Annotated in this window: 27 protein-coding genes, 1 pseudogene and 1 riboswitch; of the genes and pseudogenes, 14 read left to right on the top strand and 14 right to left on the bottom strand. The window is 70.6% G+C overall.

Features of this window, described 5'->3' with window-relative positions:
* Positions 1-28: 28 nt before the first annotated feature.
* Positions 29-865: a polysaccharide deacetylase family protein gene (locus HUX53_RS15075; RefSeq protein ID WP_176403814.1), complete on the bottom strand. Its 837-nt coding sequence runs from the start codon at positions 863-865 to the stop codon at positions 29-31.
* 74 nt (positions 866-939) lie between these two features.
* On the opposite strand from HUX53_RS15075, the gene HUX53_RS15070 reads away from it, so the two are divergent.
* Complete coding sequence (locus tag HUX53_RS15070) at positions 940-1,704, top strand: ABC transporter permease (RefSeq protein ID WP_309237233.1); 765 nt, start codon at positions 940-942, stop codon at positions 1,702-1,704.
* Positions 1,705-2,940: an alanine racemase gene (locus tag HUX53_RS15065; RefSeq protein ID WP_176403812.1), complete on the top strand. Its 1,236-nt coding sequence runs from the start codon at positions 1,705-1,707 to the stop codon at positions 2,938-2,940.
* On the opposite strand, the gene HUX53_RS15060 is transcribed toward HUX53_RS15065, so the two are convergent.
* The 4 genes from HUX53_RS15060 to HUX53_RS15045 all read right to left on the bottom strand — a co-directional run bounded on the left by HUX53_RS15060 (position 2,937) and on the right by HUX53_RS15045 (position 8,104).
* Positions 2,937-3,566 carry a TetR/AcrR family transcriptional regulator gene (locus HUX53_RS15060; protein WP_176403811.1) on the bottom strand — a complete coding sequence of 210 codons (630 nt, stop codon included), beginning with the start codon at positions 3,564-3,566 and terminating at the stop codon, positions 2,937-2,939. The two genes, HUX53_RS15065 and HUX53_RS15060, sit on opposite strands and share 4 nt — an antisense overlap.
* A 327-nt stretch (positions 3,567-3,893) precedes the next feature.
* On the bottom strand, positions 3,894-4,727 hold the full coding sequence (locus HUX53_RS15055) for a LuxR C-terminal-related transcriptional regulator (RefSeq protein ID WP_176403810.1): 834 nt from the start codon (positions 4,725-4,727) through the stop codon (positions 3,894-3,896).
* A gap of 54 nt (positions 4,728-4,781) precedes the next feature.
* Complete coding sequence (locus HUX53_RS15050) at positions 4,782-6,425, bottom strand: AMP-binding protein (RefSeq protein WP_176403809.1); 1,644 nt, start codon at positions 6,423-6,425, stop codon at positions 4,782-4,784.
* A complete protein-coding gene (locus HUX53_RS15045) occupies positions 6,422-8,104 on the bottom strand; it encodes an AMP-binding protein (protein WP_176403808.1) in 1,683 nt (560 codons plus the stop codon). The genes HUX53_RS15050 and HUX53_RS15045 overlap by 4 nt, the downstream gene beginning before the upstream one ends.
* Positions 8,105-8,467: 363 nt before the next feature.
* Between HUX53_RS15045 and HUX53_RS15040 the strand changes: the two genes are divergently transcribed.
* On the top strand, positions 8,468-8,980 hold the full coding sequence (locus HUX53_RS15040; RefSeq protein ID WP_217919451.1) for a DUF6232 family protein: 513 nt from the start codon (positions 8,468-8,470) through the stop codon (positions 8,978-8,980).
* Positions 8,980-9,306, top strand: coding sequence for a hypothetical protein (locus HUX53_RS15035; protein WP_176403807.1), 327 nt, complete (start codon positions 8,980-8,982; stop codon positions 9,304-9,306). Before HUX53_RS15040 ends, HUX53_RS15035 begins: the two co-directional genes overlap by 1 nt.
* 849 nt (positions 9,307-10,155) lie before the next feature.
* On the opposite strand, the gene HUX53_RS15030 is transcribed toward HUX53_RS15035, so the two are convergent.
* Both HUX53_RS15030 and abc-f read right to left on the bottom strand, forming a co-directional pair.
* Positions 10,156-10,578: a DoxX family protein gene (locus HUX53_RS15030; RefSeq protein WP_176403806.1), complete on the bottom strand. Its 423-nt coding sequence runs from the start codon at positions 10,576-10,578 to the stop codon at positions 10,156-10,158.
* A gap of 115 nt (positions 10,579-10,693) precedes the next feature.
* Positions 10,694-12,355, bottom strand: a complete 1,662-nt coding sequence (gene abc-f, locus HUX53_RS15025; protein ID WP_176403805.1) for a ribosomal protection-like ABC-F family protein — start codon at positions 12,353-12,355, stop codon at positions 10,694-10,696.
* A 139-nt stretch (positions 12,356-12,494) separates the two neighbouring features.
* On the opposite strand from abc-f, the gene HUX53_RS15020 reads away from it, so the two are divergent.
* Positions 12,495-13,088, top strand: coding sequence for a TetR/AcrR family transcriptional regulator (locus tag HUX53_RS15020; protein ID WP_176403804.1), 594 nt, complete (start codon positions 12,495-12,497; stop codon positions 13,086-13,088).
* Positions 13,089-13,106: 18 nt separating this feature from the next.
* Here HUX53_RS15020 and HUX53_RS15015 read toward each other — a convergent pair whose 3' ends face one another.
* The 4 genes from HUX53_RS15015 to HUX53_RS15000 all read right to left on the bottom strand — a co-directional run bounded on the left by HUX53_RS15015 (position 13,107) and on the right by HUX53_RS15000 (position 15,893).
* Positions 13,107-13,874 (bottom strand): group II truncated hemoglobin, encoded by a 768-nt coding sequence (locus HUX53_RS15015; protein ID WP_176403803.1) that lies wholly within the window; start codon positions 13,872-13,874, stop codon positions 13,107-13,109.
* A gap of 69 nt (positions 13,875-13,943) precedes the next feature.
* Positions 13,944-14,468, bottom strand: coding sequence for a copper resistance CopC family protein (locus tag HUX53_RS15010; protein ID WP_217919449.1), 525 nt, complete (start codon positions 14,466-14,468; stop codon positions 13,944-13,946).
* A complete protein-coding gene (locus HUX53_RS15005) occupies positions 14,465-15,175 on the bottom strand; it encodes a YcnI family protein (RefSeq protein WP_176403802.1) in 711 nt (236 codons plus the stop codon). Before HUX53_RS15005 ends, HUX53_RS15010 begins: the two co-directional genes overlap by 4 nt.
* A gap of 73 nt (positions 15,176-15,248) precedes the next feature.
* The gene (locus HUX53_RS15000; protein ID WP_176403801.1) at positions 15,249-15,893 is read right to left on the bottom strand and encodes a hypothetical protein; all 645 of its coding nucleotides are present in this window, start codon (positions 15,891-15,893) and stop codon (positions 15,249-15,251) included.
* A gap of 107 nt (positions 15,894-16,000) precedes the next feature.
* Positions 16,001-16,220, top strand: a riboswitch (cobalamin riboswitch).
* A gap of 89 nt (positions 16,221-16,309) precedes the next feature.
* On the opposite strand from HUX53_RS15000, the gene HUX53_RS14995 reads away from it, so the two are divergent.
* From HUX53_RS14995 to HUX53_RS14970, 7 genes and pseudogenes are all read left to right on the top strand, one after another.
* Positions 16,310-18,589 carry a ribonucleoside-diphosphate reductase subunit alpha gene (locus HUX53_RS14995; protein WP_309237232.1) on the top strand — a complete coding sequence of 760 codons (2,280 nt, stop codon included), beginning with the start codon at positions 16,310-16,312 and terminating at the stop codon, positions 18,587-18,589.
* Positions 18,589-19,584 (top strand): ribonucleotide-diphosphate reductase subunit beta, encoded by a 996-nt coding sequence (locus tag HUX53_RS14990; protein ID WP_176403799.1) that lies wholly within the window; start codon positions 18,589-18,591, stop codon positions 19,582-19,584. Before HUX53_RS14995 ends, HUX53_RS14990 begins: the two co-directional genes overlap by 1 nt.
* A gap of 53 nt (positions 19,585-19,637) precedes the next feature.
* Entirely contained in the window at positions 19,638-19,793 is a 156-nt protein-coding gene (locus HUX53_RS14985) for a hypothetical protein (protein WP_176403798.1), read from the top strand.
* A gap of 83 nt (positions 19,794-19,876) precedes the next feature.
* Positions 19,877-20,482: a superoxide dismutase gene (locus tag HUX53_RS14980; protein WP_176403797.1), complete on the top strand. Its 606-nt coding sequence runs from the start codon at positions 19,877-19,879 to the stop codon at positions 20,480-20,482.
* 201 nt (positions 20,483-20,683) lie between these two features.
* Positions 20,684-21,100, top strand: coding sequence for a thioesterase family protein (locus HUX53_RS14975; RefSeq protein WP_176403796.1), 417 nt, complete (start codon positions 20,684-20,686; stop codon positions 21,098-21,100).
* Positions 21,101-21,210: 110 nt separating this feature from the next.
* A pseudogene (locus HUX53_RS43035) lies at positions 21,211-21,518 on the top strand (alcohol dehydrogenase catalytic domain-containing protein); the annotation flags it as partial.
* Between the two features lie 57 nt (positions 21,519-21,575).
* The gene (locus tag HUX53_RS14970) at positions 21,576-22,217 is read left to right on the top strand and encodes a zinc-binding dehydrogenase (protein WP_369009203.1); all 642 of its coding nucleotides are present in this window, start codon (positions 21,576-21,578) and stop codon (positions 22,215-22,217) included.
* Here HUX53_RS14970 and HUX53_RS14965 read toward each other — a convergent pair whose 3' ends face one another.
* On the bottom strand, positions 22,218-23,054 hold the full coding sequence (locus HUX53_RS14965; protein ID WP_176403795.1) for a helix-turn-helix domain-containing protein: 837 nt from the start codon (positions 23,052-23,054) through the stop codon (positions 22,218-22,220).
* Positions 23,055-23,161: 107 nt separating this feature from the next.
* Here HUX53_RS14965 and HUX53_RS14960 point away from each other — a divergent pair, with 107 nt between their 5' ends.
* Positions 23,162-24,025 (top strand): NAD-dependent epimerase/dehydratase family protein, encoded by an 864-nt coding sequence (locus tag HUX53_RS14960; RefSeq protein ID WP_176403794.1) that lies wholly within the window; start codon positions 23,162-23,164, stop codon positions 24,023-24,025.
* Positions 24,026-24,040: 15 nt separating this feature from the next.
* On the opposite strand, the gene HUX53_RS14955 is transcribed toward HUX53_RS14960, so the two are convergent.
* Both HUX53_RS14955 and HUX53_RS14950 read right to left on the bottom strand, forming a co-directional pair.
* Positions 24,041-24,223, bottom strand: a complete 183-nt coding sequence (locus HUX53_RS14955) for an FCD domain-containing protein (protein WP_369009202.1) — start codon at positions 24,221-24,223, stop codon at positions 24,041-24,043.
* Between the two features lie 185 nt (positions 24,224-24,408).
* Complete coding sequence (locus HUX53_RS14950; protein ID WP_176403793.1) at positions 24,409-24,786, bottom strand: hypothetical protein; 378 nt, start codon at positions 24,784-24,786, stop codon at positions 24,409-24,411.
* Positions 24,787-25,085: 299 nt separating this feature from the next.
* Here HUX53_RS14950 and HUX53_RS14945 point away from each other — a divergent pair, with 299 nt between their 5' ends.
* Entirely contained in the window at positions 25,086-25,274 is a 189-nt protein-coding gene (locus tag HUX53_RS14945) for a hypothetical protein (protein WP_176403792.1), read from the top strand.
* Positions 25,275-25,490: the final 216 nt, after the last annotated feature.

Raw genomic sequence — 25,490 nt, 5'->3', positions numbered from 1 at the left:
GCGGTCGACCGCGGAGCCTGCTCATCAGTCAGAGAGCGACGAAGGTCAGGCCGCGCTTCTGCAGCTTGGGGATGACCGTTTTCAGGGCCTTGAGGGTCTGGGAGCGGTCGCCGCCGCCGTCGTGGCAGAGGATGATGTTGTTCTCCTTGCCCTTCAGCATGGCGCGGCGGATGTGGCCCACGCCGGGGCGGGCCCAGTCGCGGGGGTCGACGGCCCAGTCGATGGGCAGCATGTCGTGCTCGGCGACGAGTTCCAGGACGGTCTTCGACCACGCGCCGCCGGGGGAGCGGAAGAACTGCGGGACGACGCCGGTGACGTCCGCGATCCGGTCGTGCGCCTCGACGATCTCCTTGCGGACCTTCTTCTTCGACATGTGCGCGATGGAGATGGGGTGCGTCTCGGTGTGGTTGCAGATCTGGTGGCCGGCGTCGGCGATGCGGCGGGTGAGCTTCGGGAACTCCTTCACCTGCTCACCGATGATGAAGAACGTCGCGTGGACGTCGTGCTCGGCCAGCAGGTCGAGCATCTTCGGCGTCCACGTCGGGTTCGGGCCGTCGTCGATGGTGAGGGCGATCGAGTTCGGCGGCGCCGGCGGGGCCAGTTCCGAGAGTTCGCGGACGGGCTTGTCCAGGGCGATGAGCTTGCCGGGCGTCCACGACGCGGCGCGCGGTGTCGGGGTGGGCGTCGGAGTCGGCGTCGGATGGATCACCGGTCTCGCGCGGGGCGTCGCCGCCGGCGAGGCCACGGCGGAGGAACCGCCCGAGGGACGGGCGGCGTCCGCGCCGAGCGCGGTGATCCCGGCGGCCGCACCGAGCAGCCAGAGCGCTTTGCGGCGGGATGTCCCACCTGACTCCTCAACCTCCACAAGTCCCACGCTATCGAGGTTTTAACCGGGTAGGAGAGCGCTATGGGATCACAATCGGGCCTTTTGGGCGGCGGGTGAGCGCGGCGCCCCAGGTCGGGCCGCTGCTGGCCCTCGTGCTGGGCTCGCTCGCGGTGGTCGCCGCGGTGCTCGCGCGGCTCGGCGGGCTGGGCCTTGGACGGGACATGCTCGTCGTCTCGGTGCGGGCCGCCGTGCAGCTCACCGTCGTGTCGCTGCTGATCGCGGCGGTGCTGCGGAGCGCGGGCCTGACGGCCGCGTTCATCGCGGGCATGGTCGTGATCGCGGTCGTGACGGCGGGGCGCCGCATCACCGGGTCGCTGCGCGGGTCCGGGTGGTGGACGGCGCTGCCGATCGTCGCCGGAGTCGCCCCGGTGCTGGGGCTGCTGCTGGCGTCCGCCCTGGTCCCGGCCCGGACGGTGTCGGTGCTGCCGATCGCGGGGATCTTCATCGGCGGCGCCATGTCGGCGACCGGGCTCACCGGGCGCCGCGCGCTGGACGAGCTGACGGCGCGGCGCGGCGAGTACGAGGGCGGCCTCGCGCTCGGCCTGCTGCCCAGGGACGCGGCGCTGGAGGTGTGCCGGTCGTCGGCCGCGCTCGCGCTGTTCCCCGTCCTCGACCAGACCCGCACGGTCGGGCTGGTCACGCTGCCGGGCGCGTTCGTCGGCGTCCTGCTCGGCGGCGCCGACCCGGTCGAGGCGGGCGCGGTGCAGCTCCTCGTCCTCATCGGGCTGCTGGCCATTGAGTCCGTCGCGGTTCTCATCACACTGGAACTGGTGGCCAGGGGCCGCATCGACCGCGCCGGCTCGTACAGGAGGTTGTGAATGGACGCCCAGGCGTTGGACGCGCTCGGCGACGAGGTGCTCGACTGGCGGTTCAAGGCGATTCCCGCGTCCGCGCAGGGGATGACGGTCGACGCGGCGCGCGAGGCCCGGCTGCCGCTGGACGGTTTCGGGACGCCGCTGCTGACCCTCGACGCCGGTGCGCTCGACCACAACGTCCGGGCGATGGCGGACTGGGCGGACGAGGCCGGCCTGCTCCTCGCCCCGCACGGGAAGACGACGATGGCCCCGGCGCTGTGGCGGCGGCAGCTGGACGCCGGAGCGTGGGGGATCACGGTCGCGAACCTGCCGCAGCTCCGGGTCGCCCGCGCGTTCGGGGTGCGGCGCGTCGTGTACGCGAGCACGCTGCTCGACCCGCCCGGCCTCGCGTGGCTGGCCGGGGAGCTGGACGACAACCTGGACTTCGAGTTCGTCTCCTGGGTCGACTCGGTGCGTTCCGTGGAGCTGATGGACGAGGCGCTGCGGCTGGTGCGGAGCCAGCGCCCGGTGGACGTGTGCGTCGAGCTGGGCGGGCCGCACGGGCGCACGGGCGTCCGGGACGACGGCGATGCGCGGGAGGTCGCCGCCGCCGTCCGGAAGGCCCTGAAGCTCCGGCTCGTCGGGATCGGCGGGTACGAGGGCGCCCTCGCGCACGACGCGTCCGAGCCTGGCCGCGTCTCCGTGGACGCCTACCTGCGCAGGCTCGCGAACCTGTACCGGGGGCTGAAGTACGAAGTGGACGAACCCATGGTGACCGCCGGCGGCAGCGCGTTCTTCGACCAGGTCGCGCACGTGCTCGGCGGCCTCGGCGGGAAGGTCGTGCTCCGTTCGGGCGCGTACATCATCCACGACGACGGCTTCTACAGGGACATCTCACCGTTCTCGCGCGGCGTCGGCTCTCCGCTGCGTTCGGCCATGCACGCCTGGGGACGCGTCGTTTCCCGTCCAGAACCCGCGCTCGCGCTCCTGGACGTAGGCAAACGCGATGTTCCGTTCGACGAGGGCCTACCGGAGCCGCAATTGGTCCGAGGCAAGGGCCCACTGGACGGCGCCCGCATCACCGCGCTCAACGACCAGCACGCCTACCTCCGCGACTCGTCCGCCGAGGAAGGCGACGTGGTCAGGCTCGGCCTCTCCCATCCCTGCACCGCGCTCGACAAGTGGACGATGATCCCGGTCGTGGACGATGCCGACGCCCGCCGCCCCCGGGTCGTCGACTACGTCCGGACGTTCTTCTAACGTTCGAGCAGCGCACTCACATGCGCCAGGATCGGCGCGCACAGCTTCGGCAGCGTGGCGATCTCGCCCAGCGCGACCTTGCCGGTGACGAGCGACGCGACGCCGCCGACCAGCATCCGGCACGCGAAATCGGGGTCGGGGAGCGCGCGGAACCGCTCGTCCTCCGTCAGCAGCGCGTCGATGATCTCCATGAAGCCACGCTGCATCCGGTACCGCAGCGCCGCCGCGGCCGGACCCGCCGCGTAGATCTCCAGCAGGAACGTGCGGGCGGCCCCGGTGTCCGCCGCCAGCTCCCGCAGGTACGCGTGCAGCGCCCGCTCCAGCCGCTGCATCACCGGCTCGCCGCGCACCGCCAGCGCGTCGTTGACGACGCCCATGATCCGGGTCGCCGCCTCCTCGTACGCCGCGAGGAAGCACGCCTGCTTGTCGGCGAAATGCTCGTAGAACGTCTCCCGCGACACGTGCGCCCGCTTCAGCACGTCCGCGACGGACGTCCGGGCGTACCCCTTCTCGCCGACCGCCTGCGTCATGCCCCGCAGCAGCCGTGCGCGCTGGGACGCCGACACCTGCGCGCGGGTCAGGTGATGGCGGCCGCGCGGCAGCGGGGGATGGCCGTCGGACTCCACCCGCACAAGCTACCAACGAGTTCGGGTTTCCCGAGGAAATCCGTTTACTGCGAACAAACGTGTTCGCCGAGGTGTTACGGTTCTCTGTGCAACCGGGGGCCGGACGTCCCCGCCGGGACAGGCGGGACGGCCGAGCGATCACGGCCCGGCGCAGCCGGCGTGTGGTGAGCGTTCCGTTCCAGGCAGTGCGCCACGGGGGCCGATCTGCACTGGACGACGTCCACGGCACGGCGCTGACCCCGTCGCCGGGCCCGATCGACGCACCCCGGCCGCAGGAACACCGCGCGGCCCCGCGGTCTCCACCCGGCCTTGCGCGCGGCGCGCGCGTCAGGGCAGGAGACCGGCGCGGCGGGCGGCGGTCACGGCCTCCAGGCGGGTGTGGCTGTCGAGCTTGCGCATCGCGGAGCGCAGGTAGCTCTTCACCGTCTCCGGCAGCAGGCCGAGGTGTCCGGCGGCCTCCGCGTTCGTGCAGCCGATCGCCACATACGACAGGACGTCCAGCTCGCGCGGCGACAGCACCGGGCGCGGCGAGGCGCCCGACTCGTCCAGCCCGGCGGCGGCGAGGCGCAGCGACGCCCGGCGGAGCCGGTCGCGGGTCGGCAGGTCGTGCACCTCCTCGGCCAGCGCCCGCAACTCGGCGTGGACGGCCCGCACCTCCTCCCAGCGCGCGGCCGACGTGTCGGGCGACGTGTCGGGCGGCAGTTGCGCGAGGGCGTCGTCCGCGCGGTCCCGGACGGCGAGGTCCTGTTCGACGTCGCGGGCCACCTGGACGGCCGCGCCCACGACCCGGTCGGCGAGACCCAGCGGCTCCCGAAGCGCGCCGTAGATGACGCCCCGGACGCGGCGGCGCACGACGATCGGGACGGCGACGATCGACAGCAGCCCCTCGCGTCCGACCGGCTTGTCGTAGTCGTGGCTGATCGTCGCCGCGCACGGGTAGTTGCTGACCCAGGCGGGGCGTCCCATGGCCATCGCCTTGCCGCCGAGCCCGTTGCCCTGCCGCACGACCAGGCCGCTCAGCGAGTCGGTCGTGTTCCCGACGAGCTCGGTGATGAGCAGCCTGTCGTGGCCGCTGAGCGCGCCGCCGAACACCATGGGCAGCCCGGTCGTGCGCTGCAGCGTCAGCACCCCGGCCCGGACGGCTCCCGAGTCATCGCCCATGCTCCGAGCATGCCTTGCGCCGGCCCGCCCACGAAAGGTCACACGCTCAGAAACTCACGCGTGCCTGGTGGTGGCGGCGTCGTCCAGGCCCAGGATGTCGATGGCCTCCGCGCGCATCTGCACCTTGCGGATCTTCCCGGTGACCGTCATGGGGAACTCGTCCACGACGTGCACGTAGCGCGGGATCTTGTAGTGGGCGAGCTTGCCCTCGCAGAACGCGCGCAGCTCCCCGGCGGTCAGGCCCGGCACGCCCTCGCGGAGCCGCACCCACGCCATCAGCTCCTCGCCGTACTTCTCGTCGGGGACGCCGACGACCTGCGCGTCCACGATGTCGGGGTGGGTGTAGAGGAACTCCTCGATCTCGCGCGGATAGATGTTCTCGCCGCCGCGGATCACCATGTCCTTGATGCGGCCGGTGATGTTGACGTAGCCGTCGCCGTCCATCACGGCGAGGTCGCCGGTGTGCATCCAGCGGGCCGCGTCGATGGCCTCGGCCGTCTTGTCCGGTTCCTCCCAGTAGCCGAGCATCACCGAGTAGCCGCGCGTGCAGAACTCGCCGGGCGTGCCGCGCGGGACGGTCACCCCGGTCTCCGGGTCGCGGATCTTGATCTCCAGGTGCGGCAGGACGGTGCCGACCGTGGACACGCGCCGGTCGAGCGAGTCGCCCGCCCGGGTCTGCGTCGACACGGGGGACGTTTCCGTCATGCCGTAGCAGATCGCGACCTCGCTCATCCCGAGCCGGTCGATGACCTGCTTCATCACCTCGACCGGGCACGGCGACCCCGCCATGATCCCGGTGCGGAGCGTGGAGAGGTCGAGGCCGTCCACCGAGGGCTCGTTCAGGACGGCGATGAACATCGTCGGCACGCCGTACAGCGACGTGCAGCGCTCGGCCGCGACCGCTTCGAGGGTCGCCTTCGGGTCGAACGCCGGCGCCGGGATGACGACGCACGCGCCGTGGCTGGTCGCCGCGAGATTGCCCATGACCATGCCGAAGCAGTGATAGAAGGGCACGGGCACGCACACGCGGTCTTCTTCGTCGTAGCCGCACAGCTCGCCGACGAAGTAGCCGTTGTTCAGGATGTTGTGGTGCGAGAGCGTCGCGCCCTTGGGGAAGCCCGTCGTTCCGGACGTGTACTGGATGTTGATGGGGTCATCGGCGGTGAGCGTCCGGGCGATGTCGTTCAGGACGGCCGGATCGGCGGTTCGCCCCGCCTCCATGAGGGCGTCCCAGTCGGGCGTGCCGATGAGGATGACGTCGCGTAGGGCGGCGCACTTCGGCCTGACCTCGTACACCATCGCCGCGTAGTCGGACGTCTTGAACGTGGACGCCGACACCAGCGTCCGGATGCCCGCCTGGTTGAGGACGAACTCAAGCTCATGCACCCGGTAGGCGGGGTTGATGTTGACCAGGATCGCGCCCAGTTTCGCCGTCGCGTACTGGACGAGCATCCACTCAGCACAGTTCGGCGCCCAGATCCCGACGCGGTCGCCTTTCACGACGCCGAGGTCGCGCAGGCCAAGCGCGACCGCTTCCACGTCGTCGGCGAACTGCTCGTACGTCCAGCGCTGGCCGGACGTCCTGTCGACGAGCGCATCGCGTTCGGAGTAGGCGGCGACCGTCTTGTCGAGGTTCGCCCCGATGGTGTCACCGAGCAGCGGAGTGCTCGATATGCCGGATGCGTAGGAGAGCGTCATCGCAGGTCCTCCTCGCGGAACTCGCCGTCCGGGCGGTCGCCCGCGCCGGGGTGCTTGTCGATCTCGCTGGTCCGCAGCTCGACCCGGCGGATCTTGCCGGAGATCGTCTTCGGCAGCTCGGCGAACTCCAGCAGCCGGATCCGCTTGTACGGGGACAGCTGCTCCCGGCTGTGCGCGAAGATCGCCTTCGCGGTCTCGGCGGTCGGCTCCCAGCCGTTCGCCAGCGTCACGTACGCCTTCGGGACGGCCGCCCGGACCGGGTCCGGCGACGGCACGACGGCGGCCTCGGCGACCGCCTCGTGCTCGATCAGCACGCTCTCCAGCTCGAACGGCGAGATCTTGTAGTCGGATGCCTTGAACACGTCGTCGGCGCGTCCGACATAGGTGATGTATCCGTCTTCGTCGCGGGAGCCGATGTCGCCGGTGTGGTAGAAGCCGCCGGCCATCGCCTCGTCCGTGCGCGCCTCGTCGCCGTGGTACCCGGTCATCAGCCCGAGCGGGCGGTCCTCCAGTTCGAGGCAGATCTCGCCCTCGGTCCCCGCCTCCCCGGTCAGCGGGTCGATCAGCGCGACCTCGTAGCCGGGCAGCGGACGTCCCATCGACCCCGGTTTGACCGGCTGGCCGGGCGTGTTGGCGATCTGGGCGGTCGTCTCGGTCTGCCCGAAGCCGTCCCGGATCGTCCGGCCCCAGGCGTCCTTGACCCGCTCGATGACCTCGGGGTTCAGCGGCTCACCGGCCGCGACGACCTCGCGCGGCGGGGTGGCGAGCCGGCCGAGATCGGCCTGGATCAGCATCCGCCACACGGTCGGCGGCGCGCAGAAGCTGCTCACGCCGCACCGCTCCAGCGTGTCGAGGAGCCGGTCGGGGTCGAAGCGCGTGTAGTTGAAGATGAACACGCACGCCTCGGCGTCCCACGGCGCGAAGATGTTGCTCCACGCGTGCTTCGCCCATCCCGGCGACGAGATGTTCAGATGGACGTCCCCGGGCCGCAGCCCGATCCAGTACATCGTGGACAGATGCCCGGCCGGGTAGGACGCGTGCGTGTGCTCGACCAGCTTCGGCTGCGCCGTCGTCCCGGACGTGAAGTAGAGCAGCAGCGTGTCCCGCGACATGGTCAGCCCGTACGGGGTGAACGCCTCACCCTCCTCATAGGCGTCCCCGTAGTGGACCCACCCCTCCACGGGCTCGCCCACGGCGATCTTCGTGTAGTCGCCCTCGACCCCGTCGAACTTCCCGGTATCGGCCGACGTGACGACCACATGGCGCGCCTTGCCCCGGTTCACCCGGTCCTGCAGATCCGCGGTACCGAGCAGCGGCGTGCACGGGATCATGATGGCGCCGATCTTCATCGTCGCCAGCACGGTCTCCCACAGCTCGACCTGGTTGCCGAGCATCAGGATCACCCGGTCGCCGCGCCGCACGCCCGCCCGGCGCAGCAGATTCGCGACCTGGTTGGACCGCCGCGACAGCTGCAGGAACGAGTACTTCGCCTCCGAGCCGTCCTCCTCGACGATCCACAGCGCGGGCGAGTCGTTGCCCTCGGCGATCTTGTCGAACCAGTCCAGCGCCCAGTTGAAACCGGTCAGCACCGGCCAGCGGAACTTCTCGTACGCGGTCGCGTAGTCGTCGCGATGCGCGAGCAGGAAGTCGCGCGCCGCGCGGAACTCGACTGCGGGCATGGTCTCTCCTCGTAGCCGCACGGACACCCGGTCACCAGGATCGTTCGCCATCCACGTGACCTGCGCCACCCCCGAACGGGGGTAGTCGGGTCGTTCTACCCGCCGCAGCGAACGGCGACGCGGTAATCGCGCCATGTGCCGGCAGCTCTCGCTTGCAACGGACAAATTAATCAAAAATGGGATATCTATGCCGTATAGCGACGTCGGTGCCGCAATCAAGGTCATGTCGAAACCTTCGAACGAGGAGACCGAAAAGGTTCAGATTTTGAGATCATGGAAAATTGTGGGAAATCTCGACTGATTGATTTGCTGGCTGCCTATGCTGGGCATCGTCGAAAGTGGCTACGAGTCAGGGGGCGCACCGTGGGGATCGAACACGCCGCGGTTCAGGTACGAGTCGGGCAGGGGGTGCTGTGGATTGACGACGAGGCATATCCGCTGCGCAACATCAGCCATGTCGGGCAACGCGCGCTGGAAGTCGACAAAGGTGCCGCTTGGAGAAGATTCATCAAGCGCGTCCTGCTCGGCCTGGTCTTCGGCGTAATCGTGGCGCTCGGATCCAAAGCGGTCGGGGTGCTAATCGTGCTCGTCGTGCTGGCAGTGTCCATCTGGCGCCTTACGTCGACCATCGGCATACCGCCGGTATACGGCTTGGTCCTCAACACCGCAGGCACGCAACGAGATGCGGTGTGGAGCACGAAGGCGAGTGAAATCAAGGCGCTTGTCCTCAAAGTCACCGAAGCGATCAGCCAGCCTGACTTGGCGCAGATGACCTTCAACGTCCAGCACGCGGTACAAGGTGACCTCATTCAGCAGTACGGTGACGGCAACATCGGCAAGGCGGAAACGCGCACCGGCAACGTTCGGGGGCGGTGATGGGCGACCGCATCGAGCAACGCGGTGACGGCAACGTCGGCAAGGCGGTAACCCGCACCGGAGATATCACGGCGGGAGGAACGCGCGGCGCAGGCTCGGAGTCGAAACAGCTCACAATCGATGACCTCCGGGTGGAGCTCGCAGAGCTGAAGCAGTACCTGGGTGATAGCGATCGAGCGGAAATCGATGCCGCTGTCCATGAGATCGACTCGAGCCCTTCTGAGGAGCGCTTCAACTCGCTCCTGAAGAGGATCGCAGGGGTGGCGGCAGTGGCCGGAGACGCTGGGGTGGCTGTGATTGCAGTTGTCAAGGAGCTGCTGACTTGATGACTGATCCCGCGTTGCCGATGTGATCGTGTCCGGCGGGGCGGTCACGGCAGCCCGTGACCGCCCCGCCGCATCTACATCAACATCCCGGTCGGCGTCCTGGTCACCGCGATCGCGCTGGCCACCCTGCGCCCCGACACCCTGCGCCTCCCCGACCGGACGTTCCCGACCGAGACGGTCCTGCTGGGTGCCGCCGCGGCGGCCCTGCTCCTCGCACTCTCCCTCTCCGTCGGCCACGGACTCAGATGGTCGGCGCTGGCTGTCGCCGCCGTCCCGCCCCTGTACCTGTGGGGACGGACGAGCCCGAGCGCCCCGGTCCGCGCCCTCCCACGTGTGCCCACAGCAACAGCGCCTGTCGCGGCCATCATGCTGAACGCCCTGGTCATCTCCCTCGTCGAGTCCCTCGCGCCCTTCTAGCTCCAGCGGACGCTGGGCCTCTCCCCGGTCGGCACCGCGGCGGCGATCCTGGCCCTTCCCGTAGCGATGGTCGCTGCGGGACCGGCCGGCGGCGTCCTGGGCGATCGCCGGGGGACGTGCCAGGCAGCCGTCTTCGGAGCGGCGGTCACGGCCGACGCCGACTGGCACCCGTCCGACCTGAGCTGGCGCCTGACCGTCGTCGGCGCGGGCACCGGACTCTTGGCGTGTCCAAGCCTCTCCCCGGGACCCGCCTTGGCGACGACCACATGGGCCTTCTCGGACTACACTCTCGCGGGCCTACGCGCTGCCTTCGCCTTGTCCGCGGCCACCGCCCTGACGACCCTGCTCGTACTGCGCCTTCGCTCCGCACGCTGAAACGGCGGACGACCCAAGGCCGGGGCCTCGGGTCGTCCGCTTGGGGAGTGTGCGCGGTCAGTGCTTGAGCGAGTGCAGCAGTTCGCGGGTTTCGTTGCGTCGGTCCCAGGCGATGGTGGCGAACACGACCGCGAAGGCGGCGGGCATCGCGCTCCACGCCGGCTCCAGCACCAGGATCTGGGTGAGGATCGCGCCGGCCATCAGGCCGATCAGCCCGGTCGCGGCGAGCCCGGCCAGGCGGGGGATCAGCAGCCCGATCGCGCCGGCGACTTCGACGATGCCGGTCACGTAGCGGAACCACTGGCCCCAGCCGATCTGGGTGAAGGTCTCGACGGCATCGGCCTGGCCGACCAGCTTGGGGAGTCCCGAGGCGATCAGCAGGAACGCGGCCAGCAGGATCTGCGCGCCCCACAGCACCTTGCGCCGGGTGCCGTGGTCGGTGGTGGTGGACGGGGCGGTGTGAGCGGTCTGGGCGGTCATGGTGGTGGTCCTCTCGTGCGGTGCGTCTCATCGGCCTTTCACTGACGCGTCGCACGACCCCGCTCTGGATCGACATTCCCCCCGATTTTTCTTCAAGATTTTTCTGCCGGCCGCATCAGCCCGGGTGAGAGGCGCGTCCAGCCCCAGAACGTGCCCGACCCGCCCGGGACGGTATGTCGTCTCTGTTCAGTTCCAGGTGGGTGCCGGTGAAGGTGGCGCGAGGGCGGCGGTCGTGGGTGACGATCACCAGGGCGCCCTGGTACGAGGTCAGTGCCTCCTCCAGCTGTTCTACGAGCATCGGGGACAGGTGGTTGGTCGGCTCGTCCAGCAGCAGCAGGTCGACGGGCTCGGCCACCAGCCGGGCCAGTTCGATGCGGCGCCGCTGCCCGTAGGAGAGTTGCCCCACGCGCAGGCCCAGGTCGGACGGCCGGAACAGGCCCAAGGCGAGCAGTGCGTCGGCGTGGTCGTCCGGGCTTCCCGGTCGCTTGTGCGCGTAAGCCTGGAGGACGGTCTGGTGCGGCGCCCCGGCGATGTCCGGTTCGTCCTGGCGGAAGTAGCCGACACGGCCGGTCCGATGTACTTCGCCCGCCTCTGGACGGAGTTCGCCGGCGAGCACCCGCATTAGTGTCGTTTTTCCTGACCCGTTCGGGCCGGTGATCAGCAGCCGTTCGCCGGCGCGGACGGTCAGGGAGTCGAGCCGGAGCCTTCCCGTGACCACCACTCCGGCGAGCGCGGCGACCTCGGCTTCGGCGGCGTCGGCCGTGGTGAGGGCGGGCGTGAAGCGCAGCGGCTCGGGTGGTGGCGGCGCCGGGTGGTCGGTGAGCCACCGCAGCCGCTGCTGCGACTGCCGGATGCGTCCGGCCGCGCCGTGGGTGCGGGAGCGTGCGCGCCACGCCCCGGTACCCATGCCCGCCTTGGCCGTCTTGCGTGGGATGTCCGCGAGTCGTCCCGCGTTGGCCGCGACCAGTGCGGCGTGCCGGTGGCGCTCGGCCTTCCACTCCTCGTGGGCCCGCGCCTGGGCGGCTCGTTCGGCGGCCTTCGCGGCGAGGTATCCGCTGTATCCGTTGCCATAGCGGCGCACCTGCCCATCGCCGACCTCCAGGACGGCGGTGGTCACCCGGTCCAGGAACGTCCGGTCATGGGTGATCGCGACGACCGTGCCCCGGTGGGTGCGGAGGCGCTGTTCGAGCCAGGTCACGGCCCGGTCGTCCAGGTCGTTCGTCGGTTCGTCGAGCAGCAGCAGTTCGGGGGCGGACGCCAGCACGGCGGCCAGGGCGAGCCGCGAGCGTTCGCCGCCGGAGAGCGTGCCCAGCGGCCGGCGCCGGTCGAGTCCGGGCAGCCCGAGCCCGTGCAGCGCGGCGTCCACCCGGGCGTCGGCCTCGTAGCCGCCCCGTGCCTCGAACTCCGCGACCAGGCGCGCGTAGGCGTCCAGGCCCGCGTCGTCGAGGCGGTGTTCGGCCGTTCGGATGCGGGCTTCCAGGTCGCGCAGGTCTGCGAGCGCCAGGTCGATGGCGTCGGACACCGTCGCGTGCGGCGGGAGCGCGAGCGACTGCGGGAGGTGTCCGACGCCGCCGGGAGCGGCCGTGACGAGTTCGCCGTTGTCCGGCTGCTCGGCGCCCGCCATCAACTTGAGCAGCGTGGACTTGCCCGAGCCGTTGTCGCCGATCACCCCGATCCGCTCGCCGGGTTTCACGGTGAGCGACACGCGATCCAGCACAACACGTTCGCCGTAGCGCTTGGTGACGCCGATGAGCGCCAGTTGGGCCACAGTGCGCAAAGGCTCTGCCTCCTTCTCTGTGCGTTGCCGGGATTTCGGAAAGACGAGACGGTCCGTCTCGTTGACTCGAGTATGGGATGGAGTGGCGGCCAAGTCAAGACGGACCGTCTCGTCTCGTCTAAGTGGTACGCTGCCCGACGTGTCCCCACCCAGAAAGCCCGACCCAGCCCGGCGCAGTGAGCGGTCGCGGCGGGCCGTCCTCGGCGCCGCACGCGAGTTGGTCTCCGAGGTCGGATACGCCAAGGTGTCGATCGAGGCCATCGCGTCACGCGCGGGCGTGGGCAAGCAGACGATCTACCGCTGGTGGCCGTCCAAGGGCGCGGTGATCTTCGACGCGTTCCTGGAGCTCAGCGAGGGCGCCGAGGGGGTGCGGCTGCCCGACACCGGCGACCTCGGGGCCGACCTCAGGACCGTCATGCGGGCCACCGTCGCCGAGTTCGCCGACCCGGCCTTCGAAGCGCCCATCAGAGCGCTCAACCTGGAGATCATCGCCGATCCCGCGCTCGCGGACGCGTACCGCGAAAAGCTGGCCGGCCCCGTCGACGAGGCCAAGAAGGAACGGTTGCGCAGCGCCCAGCAGGCCGGCCAGCTCGCCGCCGACGCGGACCTCGACCTGGTGCTAGAGGTGCTCTACGCCCCGCTCTACCAGCGCTGGCTCCACCGATCCGGCCCGCTGACCCCCCAGTACGCCGACGCACTCGTGGAGATCACCCTCCGCGCCTTCGCCCCCTGAACCACGTTCGGGTGGTCGCTACTTGGACGGGATGTAAGGCGGGGCCACGCCCCAGCCCCAGTGCGGCATGGGTGCCTCTAGGGGCGGCTTCGCGCCGGGCTGGGAGTTGGAGAGGGCTATGCGCGTGCCCCACTCGATGTAGGACGCGAACGCGGCGCGGAACTCGGGATCGTCGGGGAGGCCGACCTCGTCCGCCGCGTCCATCAGGAGGGCGACCCAGCGGCGGCGCTGCGCCTCGCTGATGCCGCGGCGCAGGTGCTGCCGGACCATGTGGTGGTAGCCGCCGCGTTCCCCGCTGTAGCGCTCGGGGCCGCGGAAGACCTCGCTCAGCCAGATCGCGACCCACTTCGGGTGGTCCGGCGCCATGTGCTCGAACAGCGGGAAGAGCAGGTCGTCCTTGAGGACGTTCGCGTAGAAGACCTCGGTGAGCCGTTCGAACGCCTCGCCGCCGCCCGCCCAGTCGTACATCGTCGGGACGGACGAGCCGGCGCCGCGCACGGGCGTCCGCTCGTAGTGCCGCATCTCCTCGATCTGCTGCACGTACGGCTTGATCTCGGCGAAGAAGGCGGGGAAGTGCTCGCCGCCCCGGAACCCCTTCATGTGATCGTCGGCGGACGTCCAGCCGATGCGCAGGATGTAGGACGACGGCTCCTCGACGCACCGGGACAGCTCGTAGTCCACGCACTGCGGCGCGGCGGCGAGCGGGACGGACGCGCGCGCGTAGGCGGCTTCGAACTCCTCGGCCCGTTGCGGATCGATGCGGTAGCGGATGTACTCGACGATCATGAAGCCCCCAGGTGCGACCGGTCGGGTAATTACTGTAATGCTGTAATCACCCGACCGGAAGCCTGATGATCAATCCTGGGCGGACGAGGAGCGGCGGGACCAGCCGACCGCTCCGGCGGCCAGCGCGATGACCAGCACGATCAGACCGATCCACAGCCAGCCGGACGAGCCGCCCGAATCCTCGGCGGTCGTCGCGGCGGGCGTGGACGGTGCCGCGGCCGCGGGCTCGGCGGCGGAGGAACCGCTCACCGTGAAGGTGTAGGTGCCCTCGACCGGATGCCCGTCCGAGGCCACGACGCGCCAGCCGACCGTGTACTTCCCGTTCGGCAGCGCGCCGTTGACCGCCTGGGTGACCTTGTTGTCGACCGCCTGAGCGGACCCCGACTGGTACTGCTTCTTGGACGCGTCCATCAGGATCACGCGCGGCAGCCGGACCGGGTCCGCGTAGGTCAGCACGATCTGGGACGGCGATGAGACCGTCGCGTCCTTCGCGGGGTTCGCCGCCGTCAGCGACGTGTGGGCGGAGGCCGGGGCCGCCGTCAGCGCGATGACCGTCCCGACGGCCAGGGCGCCCGCCGCGAGCCGCCGGATCATGCCCGGCTCCGCGCGCGGCTCAGGCCGTAGCCGCCGAGGCCGAGGCCGATCACGCCGACCGCGATGCCGATGCCGCCGAGCAGCCGCGCCGTCCCGTCATCGGTCGACGCCGAAGCCGTGTCGGCGGGCTTCTTCTCGGCGGTCAGGCCGGCCGTGGCCGCGTCGCCACCCTTGGGGGTGAGCTTGAGCGTCGGCGCCGGGTGCTCCGGCTCCGCCGCGCCCTCGGCCGGCGCCTCCTCCCACTTGACGACCTCGCCGCCCGAGTAGGTCTGGTCGGCCTTGAACATCAGCTGGTCGGTGTCGTCCGGGAGCGGGCCCATCGACACGTCGAACTCCTGGAACTGGCCCGGCTCGATCTTGCCGCCCGACCAGGTGATCGTGGTGACGGCCTCGGTCAGCTCGCCGCCGTGGGACTTGATCGGCTTCGGCAGCTTGGACTTCTCCGCCTTCACCGTCCAGCCGGGGGTGGGACGGACCGACACCGACGCCAGCGGGTGGTCGACCGGCAGGTGCACCACCAGCTTCGTGGTGGCGGCGTCGTCGCGCTCGTTCGGCACGCGGAACGACACCTTGGCGTACGAGCCCTGCTCGGCGGTCTTCGGGTTGGCGGTGACGTGCGCGGACGCGGCGGTCGCCAGGGCCGCCACGGACATCGCGCCGAGGGACGCGACGGCGCCGACCCGGCGCGCGTGCGAGAGGAAGGACATGAGGGAACTCCGTTCGAGTCGTACGGGAAGAACCCGGACGCCGATCGGCGTCCGGTGACGTACGGCGCTCGCCTCAGAAGTGCGCGAGCGCCCTCGAACGCGGCGGGGGACCCCGCCGGACGACCTGGTGCCGCAGCACCCGGCCGATGGCCGTGCCGGCGTCCGCCGCCGGGACCACCGGGACCGGCCGCGGCGGAACCGCCGCCTCGATGGTCAGCAGGGCCGGCAGCAGCCGGACGGGACGGTCGGCCGCGGCGGCGACCCAGCGGACCATTGCCCACGCCGCGCGCTCGCCGCGCCGCAGCCACCACGCGGCGACCAGCGCGGCCACGCAGTGCGCGAGCGTCATGACCAGCCCGTTGCCGCCTTGCGCGGCCGACGCCGCCACGGTGTCCGCGGTGCTCGGCATGGCCGCGTGCATGGCGGGCGTGTGGTGCGCCATCGCGGGCGCGTGGTGTGCGGACGCGTTGGTGAACAGCGCGTGCAGCGCGAACTGCCCGCCGAGCAGGCCGCCCAGGATCGTGGCGAGGGAACGCTCGTGACCCGCCAGCATCAGCGTCACGCCGAGGACCGCGCCGAATCCCACCGTCGCCGCCCACAGCGGAACCCGGTCCCCGCCTGCGAGGACGTGCCCGAGGACGGCCAGCGCGACGCACGCGGTGGCGAAGACCACCGCGCGTGCGGTCCGGAACAGGGGCTGCGGGGGACGCTCGGACATGACGGCACCCATCGTGCCACCACCGCCGGCAGTCCTGCAGCCGACCCCGGCAACCCCGCCGACACGCCCAACATCTTGGGGTTGCACAAAGATCGCCGACTACATGTAGGGTTCAATCCCGTGCTGGTACGCCCCCGCCGTTCGCGGCGGGGGCGTCGTAAGAGGGAACCCGGTGCGAATCCGGGACTGCCCCGCAGCGGTGAGCGGGAACGACCGCCGTCAACGAGCACTGGGCCACGCGGCCTGGGAAGCGACGGCCAGTAGGACGCCTCCTCGTAGAGGCGACGCCCGCGAGTCCGAAGACCTGCCAACACGACACGTCCAGGCCTCGCGGGTGGGCCGACGGGCGGAGCCGCGGCGTGCCGTCGCGTCCCGTTCGCATGCCTCCGCGAGGCGGCTTGCGAGGGGAGACGCACGTGACACAGGCTCTGGCCGCGCCACCGGAAACCGCATCGTCTTTGCGGGGGATCGGCGCGGAGGTCGAGGCCGCCTGCGCCGGCATACCGGACGCCGAGCCGGGCCGGCTGCTCGCCGCCCTCCGGCCGGGCGCCGACGCGGCGGCGCTGCGGGATCTCGTGATCGGCGAGGCCGCCGCCCTGGTGCCCGCCGAGCCCGGATACGCCAAGGTCGCCGCGCGGCTGCTGGGTGCCCGGATCCGGGACGAGGCGGCGTCCGCCGGCGGCGCGACGTTCGCCGAGTCGGTCGCCGCCGCGCATCGCGAGGGCCTGCTGGCGGACGCCCCGGCCGCGTTCGTCGCCGCCAGCGCAACCGCCCTGAACGCCCTCATCGACGACGAAGCCGACGACCGCTTCGAGTACTTCGGGCTTCGGACGTTGTATGACCGGTATCTGCTGAGGCATCCGCAGTCGCGGCTCGTCCTGGAGCGTCCGCAGCACTTCCTGCTCCGCGTGGCGTGCGGGCTGGCGGAGAGCGTGGCCGAGGCGGCCGAGCTGTACGGGCTGCTCAGCACGCTGTCGTACCTGCCCAGCTCGCCGACGCTGTTCAACTCGGCCGCGCGCCGCCCGCAGCTGTCGTCCTGCTTCCTGCTCGACTCGCCGCGCGACGAGCTGGAGTCGATCTACGAGCGGTACGGTCAGGTCGCGCGGCTCAGCAAGTACGCGGGCGGCATCGGGATCTCGTGGACGAAGGTCCGGTCGCGGGGCTCGCTGATCCGCGGCACCAACGGCCACTCGAACGGCATCGTCCCGTGGCTGCGCACCCTGGACGCGTCCGTCGCCGCCGTCAACCAGGGCGGGCGCCGCAAGGGCGCGGCCTGCGTGTACCTGGAGCCGTGGCACGCCGACGTCGAGGAGTTCCTCGAACTGCGCGACAACACCGGCGAGGACGCGCGCCGCACCCACAACCTCAACCTCGCCAACTGGATCCCGGACGAGTTCATGCGCCGCGTCGAGGACGACGCGACGTGGTCGCTGTTCGACCCGAAGGAAGTTCCCGAGCTGGCCGACCTGTGGGGCGACGCGTTCGACGAGGCGTACCGGGCGGCGGAGAAGGAGGGACGGTTCGTCCGGCAGGTACCGGCCCGCAAGCTGTACGGGCGCATGATGCGGACGCTCGCCGAAACGGGCAACGGCTGGATGACGTTCAAGGACGCCGCCAACCGCGCCTGCAACCAGACCGCCGAGCCAGGCCACACCGTCCACCTGTCGAACCTCTGCACCGAGATCCTGGAAGTGACGGGCGATAGTGAAGCGGCCGTCTGCAACCTCGGATCGGTGACTCTGGCCGCGCACGTCACGTCCGCAGGGGTCGACTGGGAGCGGCTTCGTTCAACGGTCCGCACCGCCGTACGGTTCTTGGACCGCACGATCGACAGGGGCTTCTACCCCACGCCAGAAGCGGAGAAGGCGAACCGCAAGTGGCGACCGGTCGGCCTAGGCGTGATGGGCCTCGCGGACGTCTTCTTCACGCTCCGCCTACCGTTCGACTCGGACGAGGCCCGTGCCCTCTCCACACGCATCGCCGAGGAGATCGCCCTAGCCGCCTACGACGCGTCCGCCGATCTGGCCGCCGCACACGGCCCGCTGCCCGCCTACGACATGACGCGCACCGCACGCGGCCAACTCCACCTGGACCACTTCCCGGACGCGACGCCGACCCGTCCAGACGCCTGGGACGCGCTTCGCGCACGCGTAGCCGAGGTCGGTCTGCGCAACTCGCTGCTCATCGCGATCGCGCCGACCGCGACGATCGCGTCCATCGCGGGCTGCTACGAGTGCATCGAGCCGCAGGTGTCCAACCTGTTCAAGCGCGAGACGCTCTCCGGCGAGTTCCTGCAAATCAACGGCTACCTGGTGGACGACCTCAAATCGCTCGGCCTGTGGACGCCCGCCGTCCGCGAGGCGATTAAGAAGGCGAACGGCTCGATCCAGGGCCTCGTCGACCTGCCGGACGAGATGCGCACCCTCTACCGGACGGCCTGGGAACTGCCGCAGAAGGCGCTCATCGACCTCGCCGCCGCCCGCACCCCGTACATCGACCAGGCCCACTCGCTGAACCTGTTCATGGAGACGCCGACGATCGGCAAGCTCTCCTCGATGTACGCCTACGCGTGGCGCGCCGGCCTCAAGACGACGTACTACCTGCGGTCGCGTCCGGCGACGCGGATCGCGCAGACGACGGTCGCCGCGGCCGTCTGCTCCCTGGAGAACCCCGAGACCTGCGAGGCCTGCCAATAATGCTGCTCGACGCCGGCATGGACCTGACCCTGCGTCCCATGCGCTACCCCGACTTCTACGAGCGGTACCGGGCCGCGATCCGCAACACGTGGACGGTCGAGGAGGTGGACCTCGCGTCCGACCTAGCCGATCTGGCCCGGCTCACGCCCGCCGAACTGCACCTCGTCAACCGGCTCGTCGCGTTCTTCGCCACCGGCGACTCGATCGTGGCGAACAACCTGGTGCTGAACCTCTACAAGCACGTGAACGCCCCGGAGGCCCGGCTCTACCTGTCGCGGCAGCTATATGAGGAGGCCGTCCACGTACAGTTTTACCTGACCCTCCTGGACACCTATCTGCCCGATCAGGACGAGCGCGCGCGGGCGTTCGCGGCGATCGAGCACATCCCGTCCATCCGGGCGAAGGCGGAGTTCTGCTTCCGCTGGATCGACTCGCTCGGCTCCCTGGACGAGCTCCGCACCGCCGCCGACCGCCGGGCGTTCCTGCTCAACCTCATCTGCTTCGCGGCCTGCATCGAGGGGCTGTTCTTCTACGGCGCCTTCGCGTACGTGTACTGGCTGCGCTCGCGCGGCCTGCTGAACGGACTGGCCTCCGGCACGAACTGGGTGTTCCGGGACGAGTCGATGCACATGGAGTTCGCGTTCTCCGTGGTGGACACCGTTCGGGCCGAAGAACCGGAGCTGTTCGACGCGGACCTGACGGCCCAGGTCACGACCATGCTGGACGAGGCCGTCGAAGCGGAACTGGAGTTCGCCCGCGACCTGTGCGGCGACGGCCTGCCCGGCATGAGCGCCGACGACATGCGCGACTACCTCGAATACGTGGCGGACCAGCGGCTCGTCCGGCTCGGCCTCCCGGCCCGCTACGGCACCGCGAACCCGTTCGCGTTCATGGAGCTGCAGGACGTCCAGGAGCTGTCCAACTTCTTCGAGCGGCGCGTTTCGGCCTACCAGATCGGCGTCGAGGGGAGCGTCACCCTGGACGAGGCGTTCTGAACTTCTGCGACCGGGCACTCGTTGTACGGAGACCTAGGCCGAGGAGGACGAACATGCCTTCTGTCGTCGACCGGATCATGAGATACGCCAAGGGCCCGCAGGGCCGCAAGATGCGGGCGAAAGCCGAGCGCTACGCCCGCGACCCCCGCACGCAGGCCAAGGTGCGCGGCCTGCTCGCCCGCCTCAGAGGCGGTGGCCGCCGCCACTGACGTCCGCGCACAAGGCCCGTCCCACCCGGGGCGGGCTTTTTGCGTGCTGGACGTAACTGCAACTCATTTGCAATAGTGGCCGTATGGCCGACTACACGCTGCCCGACCTGCCCTACGACTACGCCGCCCTGGAGCCGGCGATCACCGGTGAGATCCTGGAGTTGCACCACGCCAAGCACCACGCCGCCTACGTCAAGGGCGCCAACGACACGCTGGAGAGGCTCGCCGAGGCGCGCGACAAGGAGCAGTACGGCGGACTGGTCGGCCTGGAGAAGACCTTCGCGTTCAACCTCTCCGGGCATGTCCTGCACTCGATCTTCTGGGACAACCTGTCGCCGGACGGCGGCGACCGTCCCGACGGCGAGTTCGCCTCGGCGATCGACGAGCACTTCGGGACGTTCGAGGCATTCCAGAAGCAGCTCACCACGGCGACGTCCACCGTGCAGGGCTCTGGCTGGGGCGTCCTCGCGTGGGAGCCGCTCGGCCGGCGGCTCGTCGTCGAGCAGATCTACGACCACCACGGCAACGTCGGCATGAACACCACGCCGCTGCTGGTCTTCGACGCCTGGGAGCACGCGTACTACCTGCAGTACCGCAACGTCCGCCCGGATTACGTGGAGCGGCTCTGGACGTTGGTGAACTGGACGGACGTGCAGGCGCGCTTCGACGCGGCCCGCGCGTCCGCATAGACGGGCGGCGCACGCGGAGCGCCGCTCAGGGGGGCGGCGTTCACCTGGCCGGGATCGTGCTCAGAACCTTTCCTCGCGGCCTGGTGAACGCCGCTTCCTCATTGGGCGTGCGCACCGCCGCGGCCGGACGCCGTTTGGCGTGGTCACCGTCCTGCCGGGCCGATGCCGCGACGCCGCCGGGACGACCATAGGCTGCCCTTCATGACCGGCGAGTATCAGCACTGGGAGAACGTCCCGACGCGGTGGAAGGACAACGACGTCTACGGGCACGTCAACAACGTCGTCCACTACTCGCTCATGGACACCGTCATCAACGAGTGGATGATCCGGACGGCCGGTTTCGACCCCGCGACGTCCGCCCCCATCGGCCTCTGCGTCGAGTCGCACTGCGAGTACAAGGCCGAGGTGTCGTTCCCGGACGCGATCAGAGTCGGCCTGCGCATCGGCAGGCTGGGCCGCTCCAGCGTCCGCTGGGAGATCGGCATGTTCCGCGCGTCCGACGGGGCGCTCATCGCCGAGGGCCACTTCGTGCACGTCTTCGTCGACCGGCACACCCGCCGCCCGGTCGAGATCACGGGCCCCGTCCGCGCCGAGATGGAGAAGCTGCTCACCCCATGATCGAGACCCGCGCCGCCGTCCTGGTCGAATCGGGACGTTCCACCCCCTACGCCTCGTCCCGCCCGCTGGAGATCACCGACCTGAGCTTGGACGGTCCCGGCCCCGGCGAACTGCTGGTCAAGATCGGCGCGGCCGGGCTCTGCCACTCCGACCTCTCCGTCATCAACGGCTCCCGCCCTCGTCCGCTCCCGATGGCCCTCGGCCACGAGGCGGCGGCGAAGTGGTGGAAACCGGGCCTGGAACCGAGTTCAACCCAGGCGACCACGTCGTGCTCGCGTTCGTCCCGGCCTGCGGCCATTGCGAACGCTGCGTGGCCGGACGTCCCGCCCTCTGCGGGCCCGGCGCCCAGGCCAACGGCGCGGGCACCCTCCTCTCCGGCGGCAAGCGCTTCCTCGCCCCGGACGGCACCCGCCCCAACCACCACCTGGGCGTTTCGGCGTTCTCCGAGTACACCGTCGTCTCGTCCCGCTCCGCCGTGAAGATCGACCCCGACCTGCCCCTCGACATCGCCGCGCTGTTCGGCTGCGCCGTGCTGACCGGCGCCGGCGCCGCCCTCTACAGCGCAGCCGTGACCCCCGGCGACACCGTCGCCGTCTTCGGCCTGGGCGGCGTCGGCCTCTCCGCCGTCCTCGCCGCGAAGGCCGCCGGCGCCGCGACGGTCTACGCGATCGACCTCGTCCCGGACAAACGGGTCCTCGCGGAGAAACTGGGCGCGCACCCCATCGAAGGCGGCCCGGACGCCACCGAGGCTCTCCGCGACCTCACCTCAGGCGGCGCGGAAAAGGTCATCGACACAACGGGCGTGGCCCCCGTCCTGGAGCAGGCTTACGCCGCCACCCGCGCCGGCGGCACAACGGTCACCGTCGGCCTCCCGGCCCCAGGCACCCCGCTCAGCCTCCCCGCGTTGAGCCTCGTCGCCGAGGAGAAGACCCTCCGGGGCAGCTACCTGGGCTCCTGCGTCCCCCGCCGCGACGTCCCCCGCTTCATCGCCATGTACCGCAACGGCACGCTCCCGGTAGACGCCCTGCTCTCCGGCCGCCTCCCCCTGGACGACATCAACGCGGGCTTCGACGACCTGCACACCGCCAAGGCCGTCCGCCAGGTGATCACCTTCTGATCAGGTGGGGACGTCCATCCGCTGCGTCCCGACGACCCGCAGCAGCCGCAGCGTCTCGTACGCCCGCGACCCCGGCTCGGCGGTGAAGACGATCAGCTGCTGGTCCTGGCCGGGGACGGTGAGGATGTCGAAGTCGAGCTCGACCTCGCCCACCCGCGGATGCGCGAACCGCTCCCGCGCGTGGTGCTCGATCCGCAGCTCCTGCGACTCCCAGAGCCGCGCGAACTCCGGGCTCGCCGCCGTCAGCTCGTCCACCAGCGCCCGGATCTCCGCGTTCCGGGGATACCGGGCCATCGCCACCCGCAGGTAGCCGACGGACGTGACCACGAACTCCAGGTGCTCGGCCCCGAGGCCGCCGGGTTCGAGGAAGTGGCGGCGCAGCAGGTTCCGGTCCGGCCCGGACTTCTCGGCGAAGTCCCCGAACAGGGCGGCGGCGAGCGGATTCCAGGCGAGCACGCGGCACGTGTCGTCCACGATGATGGCGGCCGCGTCGGTGAGCCGGTCGAGCAGGCTCAGCGTGCCCGGCGCCACCTCGCGGGACGGCCCGTCCACCCGGTCCCGCTCGCGCTCCCCGGCGAGCTCGAACAGGTGGGTCCGCTCCTGCGCGGACAGCCGCAGCGCCCGCGCGATCCCGTACAGCACCTGCCGGGACGGGTTGCGCCCCCGCCCCTGCTCCAGCCGGCTGTAGTGGTCGACGGAGATGTGCGCGAGCTGCGCCACCTCCTCGCGGCGCAGCCCGGGCGTCCGGCGCCGCGGCCCGTGCGGCAGCCCGGCGTCCTCGGGCCGGATCCGCTCCCGCCTGGCCCGCAGGAACTCCGCCAACGCGCGCTTGTCCATGCCGTCCACGGTACGGCGGTTCTTCCCGCCGAGCCTGGCACTCTCAGTCCCTGGCCGCTTCCCGCCCGCGAAGGCAGCGTGGACGTCGAGCACTGAGAGGAAGAGCGATGCACATCTTCATGACGGGCGCCAGCGGCTATCTGGGCGGCGTGGTCGCCGAACACTTGATCAAAGCGGGGCACGAGGTCTCCGCGCTGGCCCGCTCGGCCGCCTTGGAGGCGCGCGTGACCGCCCTGGGAGCGAAGGCGGTCGGCGGCGATCTGTCTTCCGCGGACGTCCTGCGGGAGGCGGCCGCCTCGTCCGACACGGTCGTCCACATCGCTGTGGACTACGCCGACCCGCGCATGCGCGAGATCGAAGAGGCGGCCCTGGACGCGTTCCTTTCCGCCGGCAGGCCGCTCGTCTACACGAGCACCGGCCTGGTCTACCCGGACACCACCGGGGAACCGGTCACCAAGGGCACCCCGATCGACCCGGAGTCGTCCCCGCAGCCGTGGAAGGTGCTGGGCGAACGCCAAGCCCTGCAGGCGGAGGACGCGACCGTGATCCGCGCCGCACTGGTGTACGGCCGGGGCGGCTCCGGCCTCCTGGAGGGCATGTTCGCGTCCGCCCGGCAGAACGGCGTGACCGCCTACGTCGAGGACGGCGCCAACGAGTGGTCGTCCGTCCACGTCGATGACCTGGCGGCCCTCTACACCGCCGCGGTGGCCGACCCGTCCGGCCGGACGGTCGTCAACGCGGCGACCCGGACCCGCACCCCGATGCGCGACATCGCGACCGCCGTCGCCGAGACGGCCGGCGCCCAGGCGATCTCCCTCACCCGCGCCGAGGCCCGCGAACTCCTGGGCCCCTTCGCCGACGTCCTGACCCGCTCGTCCCCGCTGGACCCGTCCCGCGCGGAAACCCAGTACAACTGGCGCCCGGCGGGGCCGTCCCTCCTGGACGACATCCGCACCGGCTCCTACACGTGACCAGGCGGGGTGCCGTCAGGTCCCCTGCGCCGCCTCCTCTAGCTGACGGTGCTCCGCGATGGGGTCACGGCCGGGGTTGCGATGCGCCGCCCAGCGGCGAACCAGTTCGCTCGCCGTCCACAGCCGGTCGAAGGTCTCCAGCAGGACGGGATTGCCGCAGCCCTCCAGCAGGGTGCGCTGGACCTCGGCCCGGCCCACGCGCCGCTGTAATACTCCCCCTCGTCCGGCACACTGGGCGCTCGCCGACATCCCCGCCCGCGCCGTCCTGACCACAACCGCCGAAACCCCCGCCTGACGCCACCTCGGGCGGCGGACGCACACCCCGCTCCGCCGCCCCACGGGCAGCCGAAGGAGTGGGGCGTGAACGGGCTGGGCGGCCTCTCTTATTTCCGTGTCACCTGCTGAGGCAGTTCGCCTTGTGCCCAGAGACGGTCGAGCCGCGTGAAGAAAGTGTCCTCGTCCTGGTTCAGGTCTGCGAATTCGTCAGTAGAAAGCTTTGACAGAGGGTCGCTGATGGACAACTCCGGCGGATATGGACCGCCGAAGGCACGGATGGGGTCGCGCTTCCATTCCTCCCAGTTGATGGCGGCCTTGGCGAAGGCGACCGGGTGTTGGACGCCCTGGGCGAGGCCCTGGATCTGGCCTGCGGGCCCCGCTCCAGCCAGCTCTTCGGTTTGACCGCTATGTAGAAGGGGGCGGTCATCGGATTGCCGGCCGGGAAGGTAGTGGTGGGCGTAGGCATTCCAGCCGTCGTGGAACACATTGCCGGCCTTGGCGGGCTGGACGACCGGTTGGCGGTCGGTCTTGAGGAGTTCGTCGCGGCTTCGGCGTACTTCCGCTTTCTGCTGGGAGACCGTACGGGCGGCCTGGGAGATCGTCCGTGCGGGGGCTGTGGTGAGGCCGAGGTTGGCGAGGATTTCGGAGAGGGCTTGGGCGGCGTCCTGCCAGGTATTCGAGGCCCGGGTCAGTTCCGCGCTGAGTTGGTCGAGTTTCTCCGGTGAGCCGCTGCGGACGGCCGAGGTGGGCGGCCGCCTCGGGGTGCGCTCGGGATGTAGGGATCGTGGACCCGGGGGCCGGTGCCGGCGGCCGAGTGCCGGACGGCGTCGAACGCGGCGTAGAAGGCCGCGCGGACGTCATCGTGCTGGTTTGCGAGGGTCTTCTGGAGGCGGCCGGCGGCGGGGCCGACCAGGGCTCCATCGACGAGCAGTGCGAGGGCGCGTTTGAGGGCAGGGCCGTGTTCTTCGGCTAATCATTTGACGCGCGGTAACAGGGAAGCCGCTTGTTCTGCTCGGTCCATCGCACCGCCCGTCCGACGGATTGTCAGGCTAGAGGTTGGGGACCGGTCGGGCTAAGGCGGTGTTCGGGTGCTCAGGTCAGTACCTGGGTTGTCAGGAGTTGTTCGAAGTCCTTTTCGAACGACTTGTAGAGGGTGCGCAGGGCTGGGCCGGGCCAGGCGGGTGGGAGG

This window comes from Actinomadura sp. BRA 177 (genome assembly GCF_013372625.1).
In the GTDB taxonomy this organism is placed as follows: domain Bacteria; phylum Actinomycetota; class Actinomycetes; order Streptosporangiales; family Streptosporangiaceae; genus Spirillospora.
Note: the sequence above shows the minus strand (reverse complement) of the source record. Positions and strands in the feature narration are given on the sequence as shown.

Bases quoted from the DNA above. Each gene is read 5' to 3' on its own strand.
- HUX53_RS14975 (WP_176403796.1), top strand. From the start codon at position 20,684: ATGACCGGCGAGTATCAGCACTGGGAGAACGTCCCGACGCGGTGGAAG.
- HUX53_RS15010 (WP_217919449.1), bottom strand. From the start codon at position 14,468: ATGATCCGGCGGCTCGCGGCGGGCGCCCTGGCCGTCGGGACGGTCATC.
- HUX53_RS15005 (WP_176403802.1), bottom strand. From the start codon at position 15,175: ATGTCCTTCCTCTCGCACGCGCGCCGGGTCGGCGCCGTCGCGTCCCTC.
- HUX53_RS14980 (WP_176403797.1), top strand. From the start codon at position 19,877: ATGGCCGACTACACGCTGCCCGACCTGCCCTACGACTACGCCGCCCTG.
- HUX53_RS15000 (WP_176403801.1), bottom strand. From the start codon at position 15,893: ATGTCCGAGCGTCCCCCGCAGCCCCTGTTCCGGACCGCACGCGCGGTG.
- HUX53_RS15045 (WP_176403808.1), bottom strand. From the start codon at position 8,104: ATGCCCGCAGTCGAGTTCCGCGCGGCGCGCGACTTCCTGCTCGCGCAT.
- HUX53_RS15030 (WP_176403806.1), bottom strand. From the start codon at position 10,578: ATGACCGCCCAGACCGCTCACACCGCCCCGTCCACCACCACCGACCAC.
- HUX53_RS15055 (WP_176403810.1), bottom strand. From the start codon at position 4,727: ATGGGCGATGACTCGGGAGCCGTCCGGGCCGGGGTGCTGACGCTGCAG.
- HUX53_RS14985 (WP_176403798.1), top strand. From the start codon at position 19,638: ATGCCTTCTGTCGTCGACCGGATCATGAGATACGCCAAGGGCCCGCAG.
- HUX53_RS15065 (WP_176403812.1), top strand. From the start codon at position 1,705: ATGGACGCCCAGGCGTTGGACGCGCTCGGCGACGAGGTGCTCGACTGG.
- HUX53_RS14960 (WP_176403794.1), top strand. From the start codon at position 23,162: ATGCACATCTTCATGACGGGCGCCAGCGGCTATCTGGGCGGCGTGGTC.
- HUX53_RS15050 (WP_176403809.1), bottom strand. From the start codon at position 6,425: ATGACGCTCTCCTACGCATCCGGCATATCGAGCACTCCGCTGCTCGGT.
- HUX53_RS14990 (WP_176403799.1), top strand. From the start codon at position 18,589: ATGCTGCTCGACGCCGGCATGGACCTGACCCTGCGTCCCATGCGCTAC.
- HUX53_RS15035 (WP_176403807.1), top strand. From the start codon at position 8,980: ATGGGCGACCGCATCGAGCAACGCGGTGACGGCAACGTCGGCAAGGCG.
- HUX53_RS15015 (WP_176403803.1), bottom strand. From the start codon at position 13,874: ATGATCGTCGAGTACATCCGCTACCGCATCGATCCGCAACGGGCCGAG.
- HUX53_RS14965 (WP_176403795.1), bottom strand. From the start codon at position 23,054: ATGGACAAGCGCGCGTTGGCGGAGTTCCTGCGGGCCAGGCGGGAGCGG.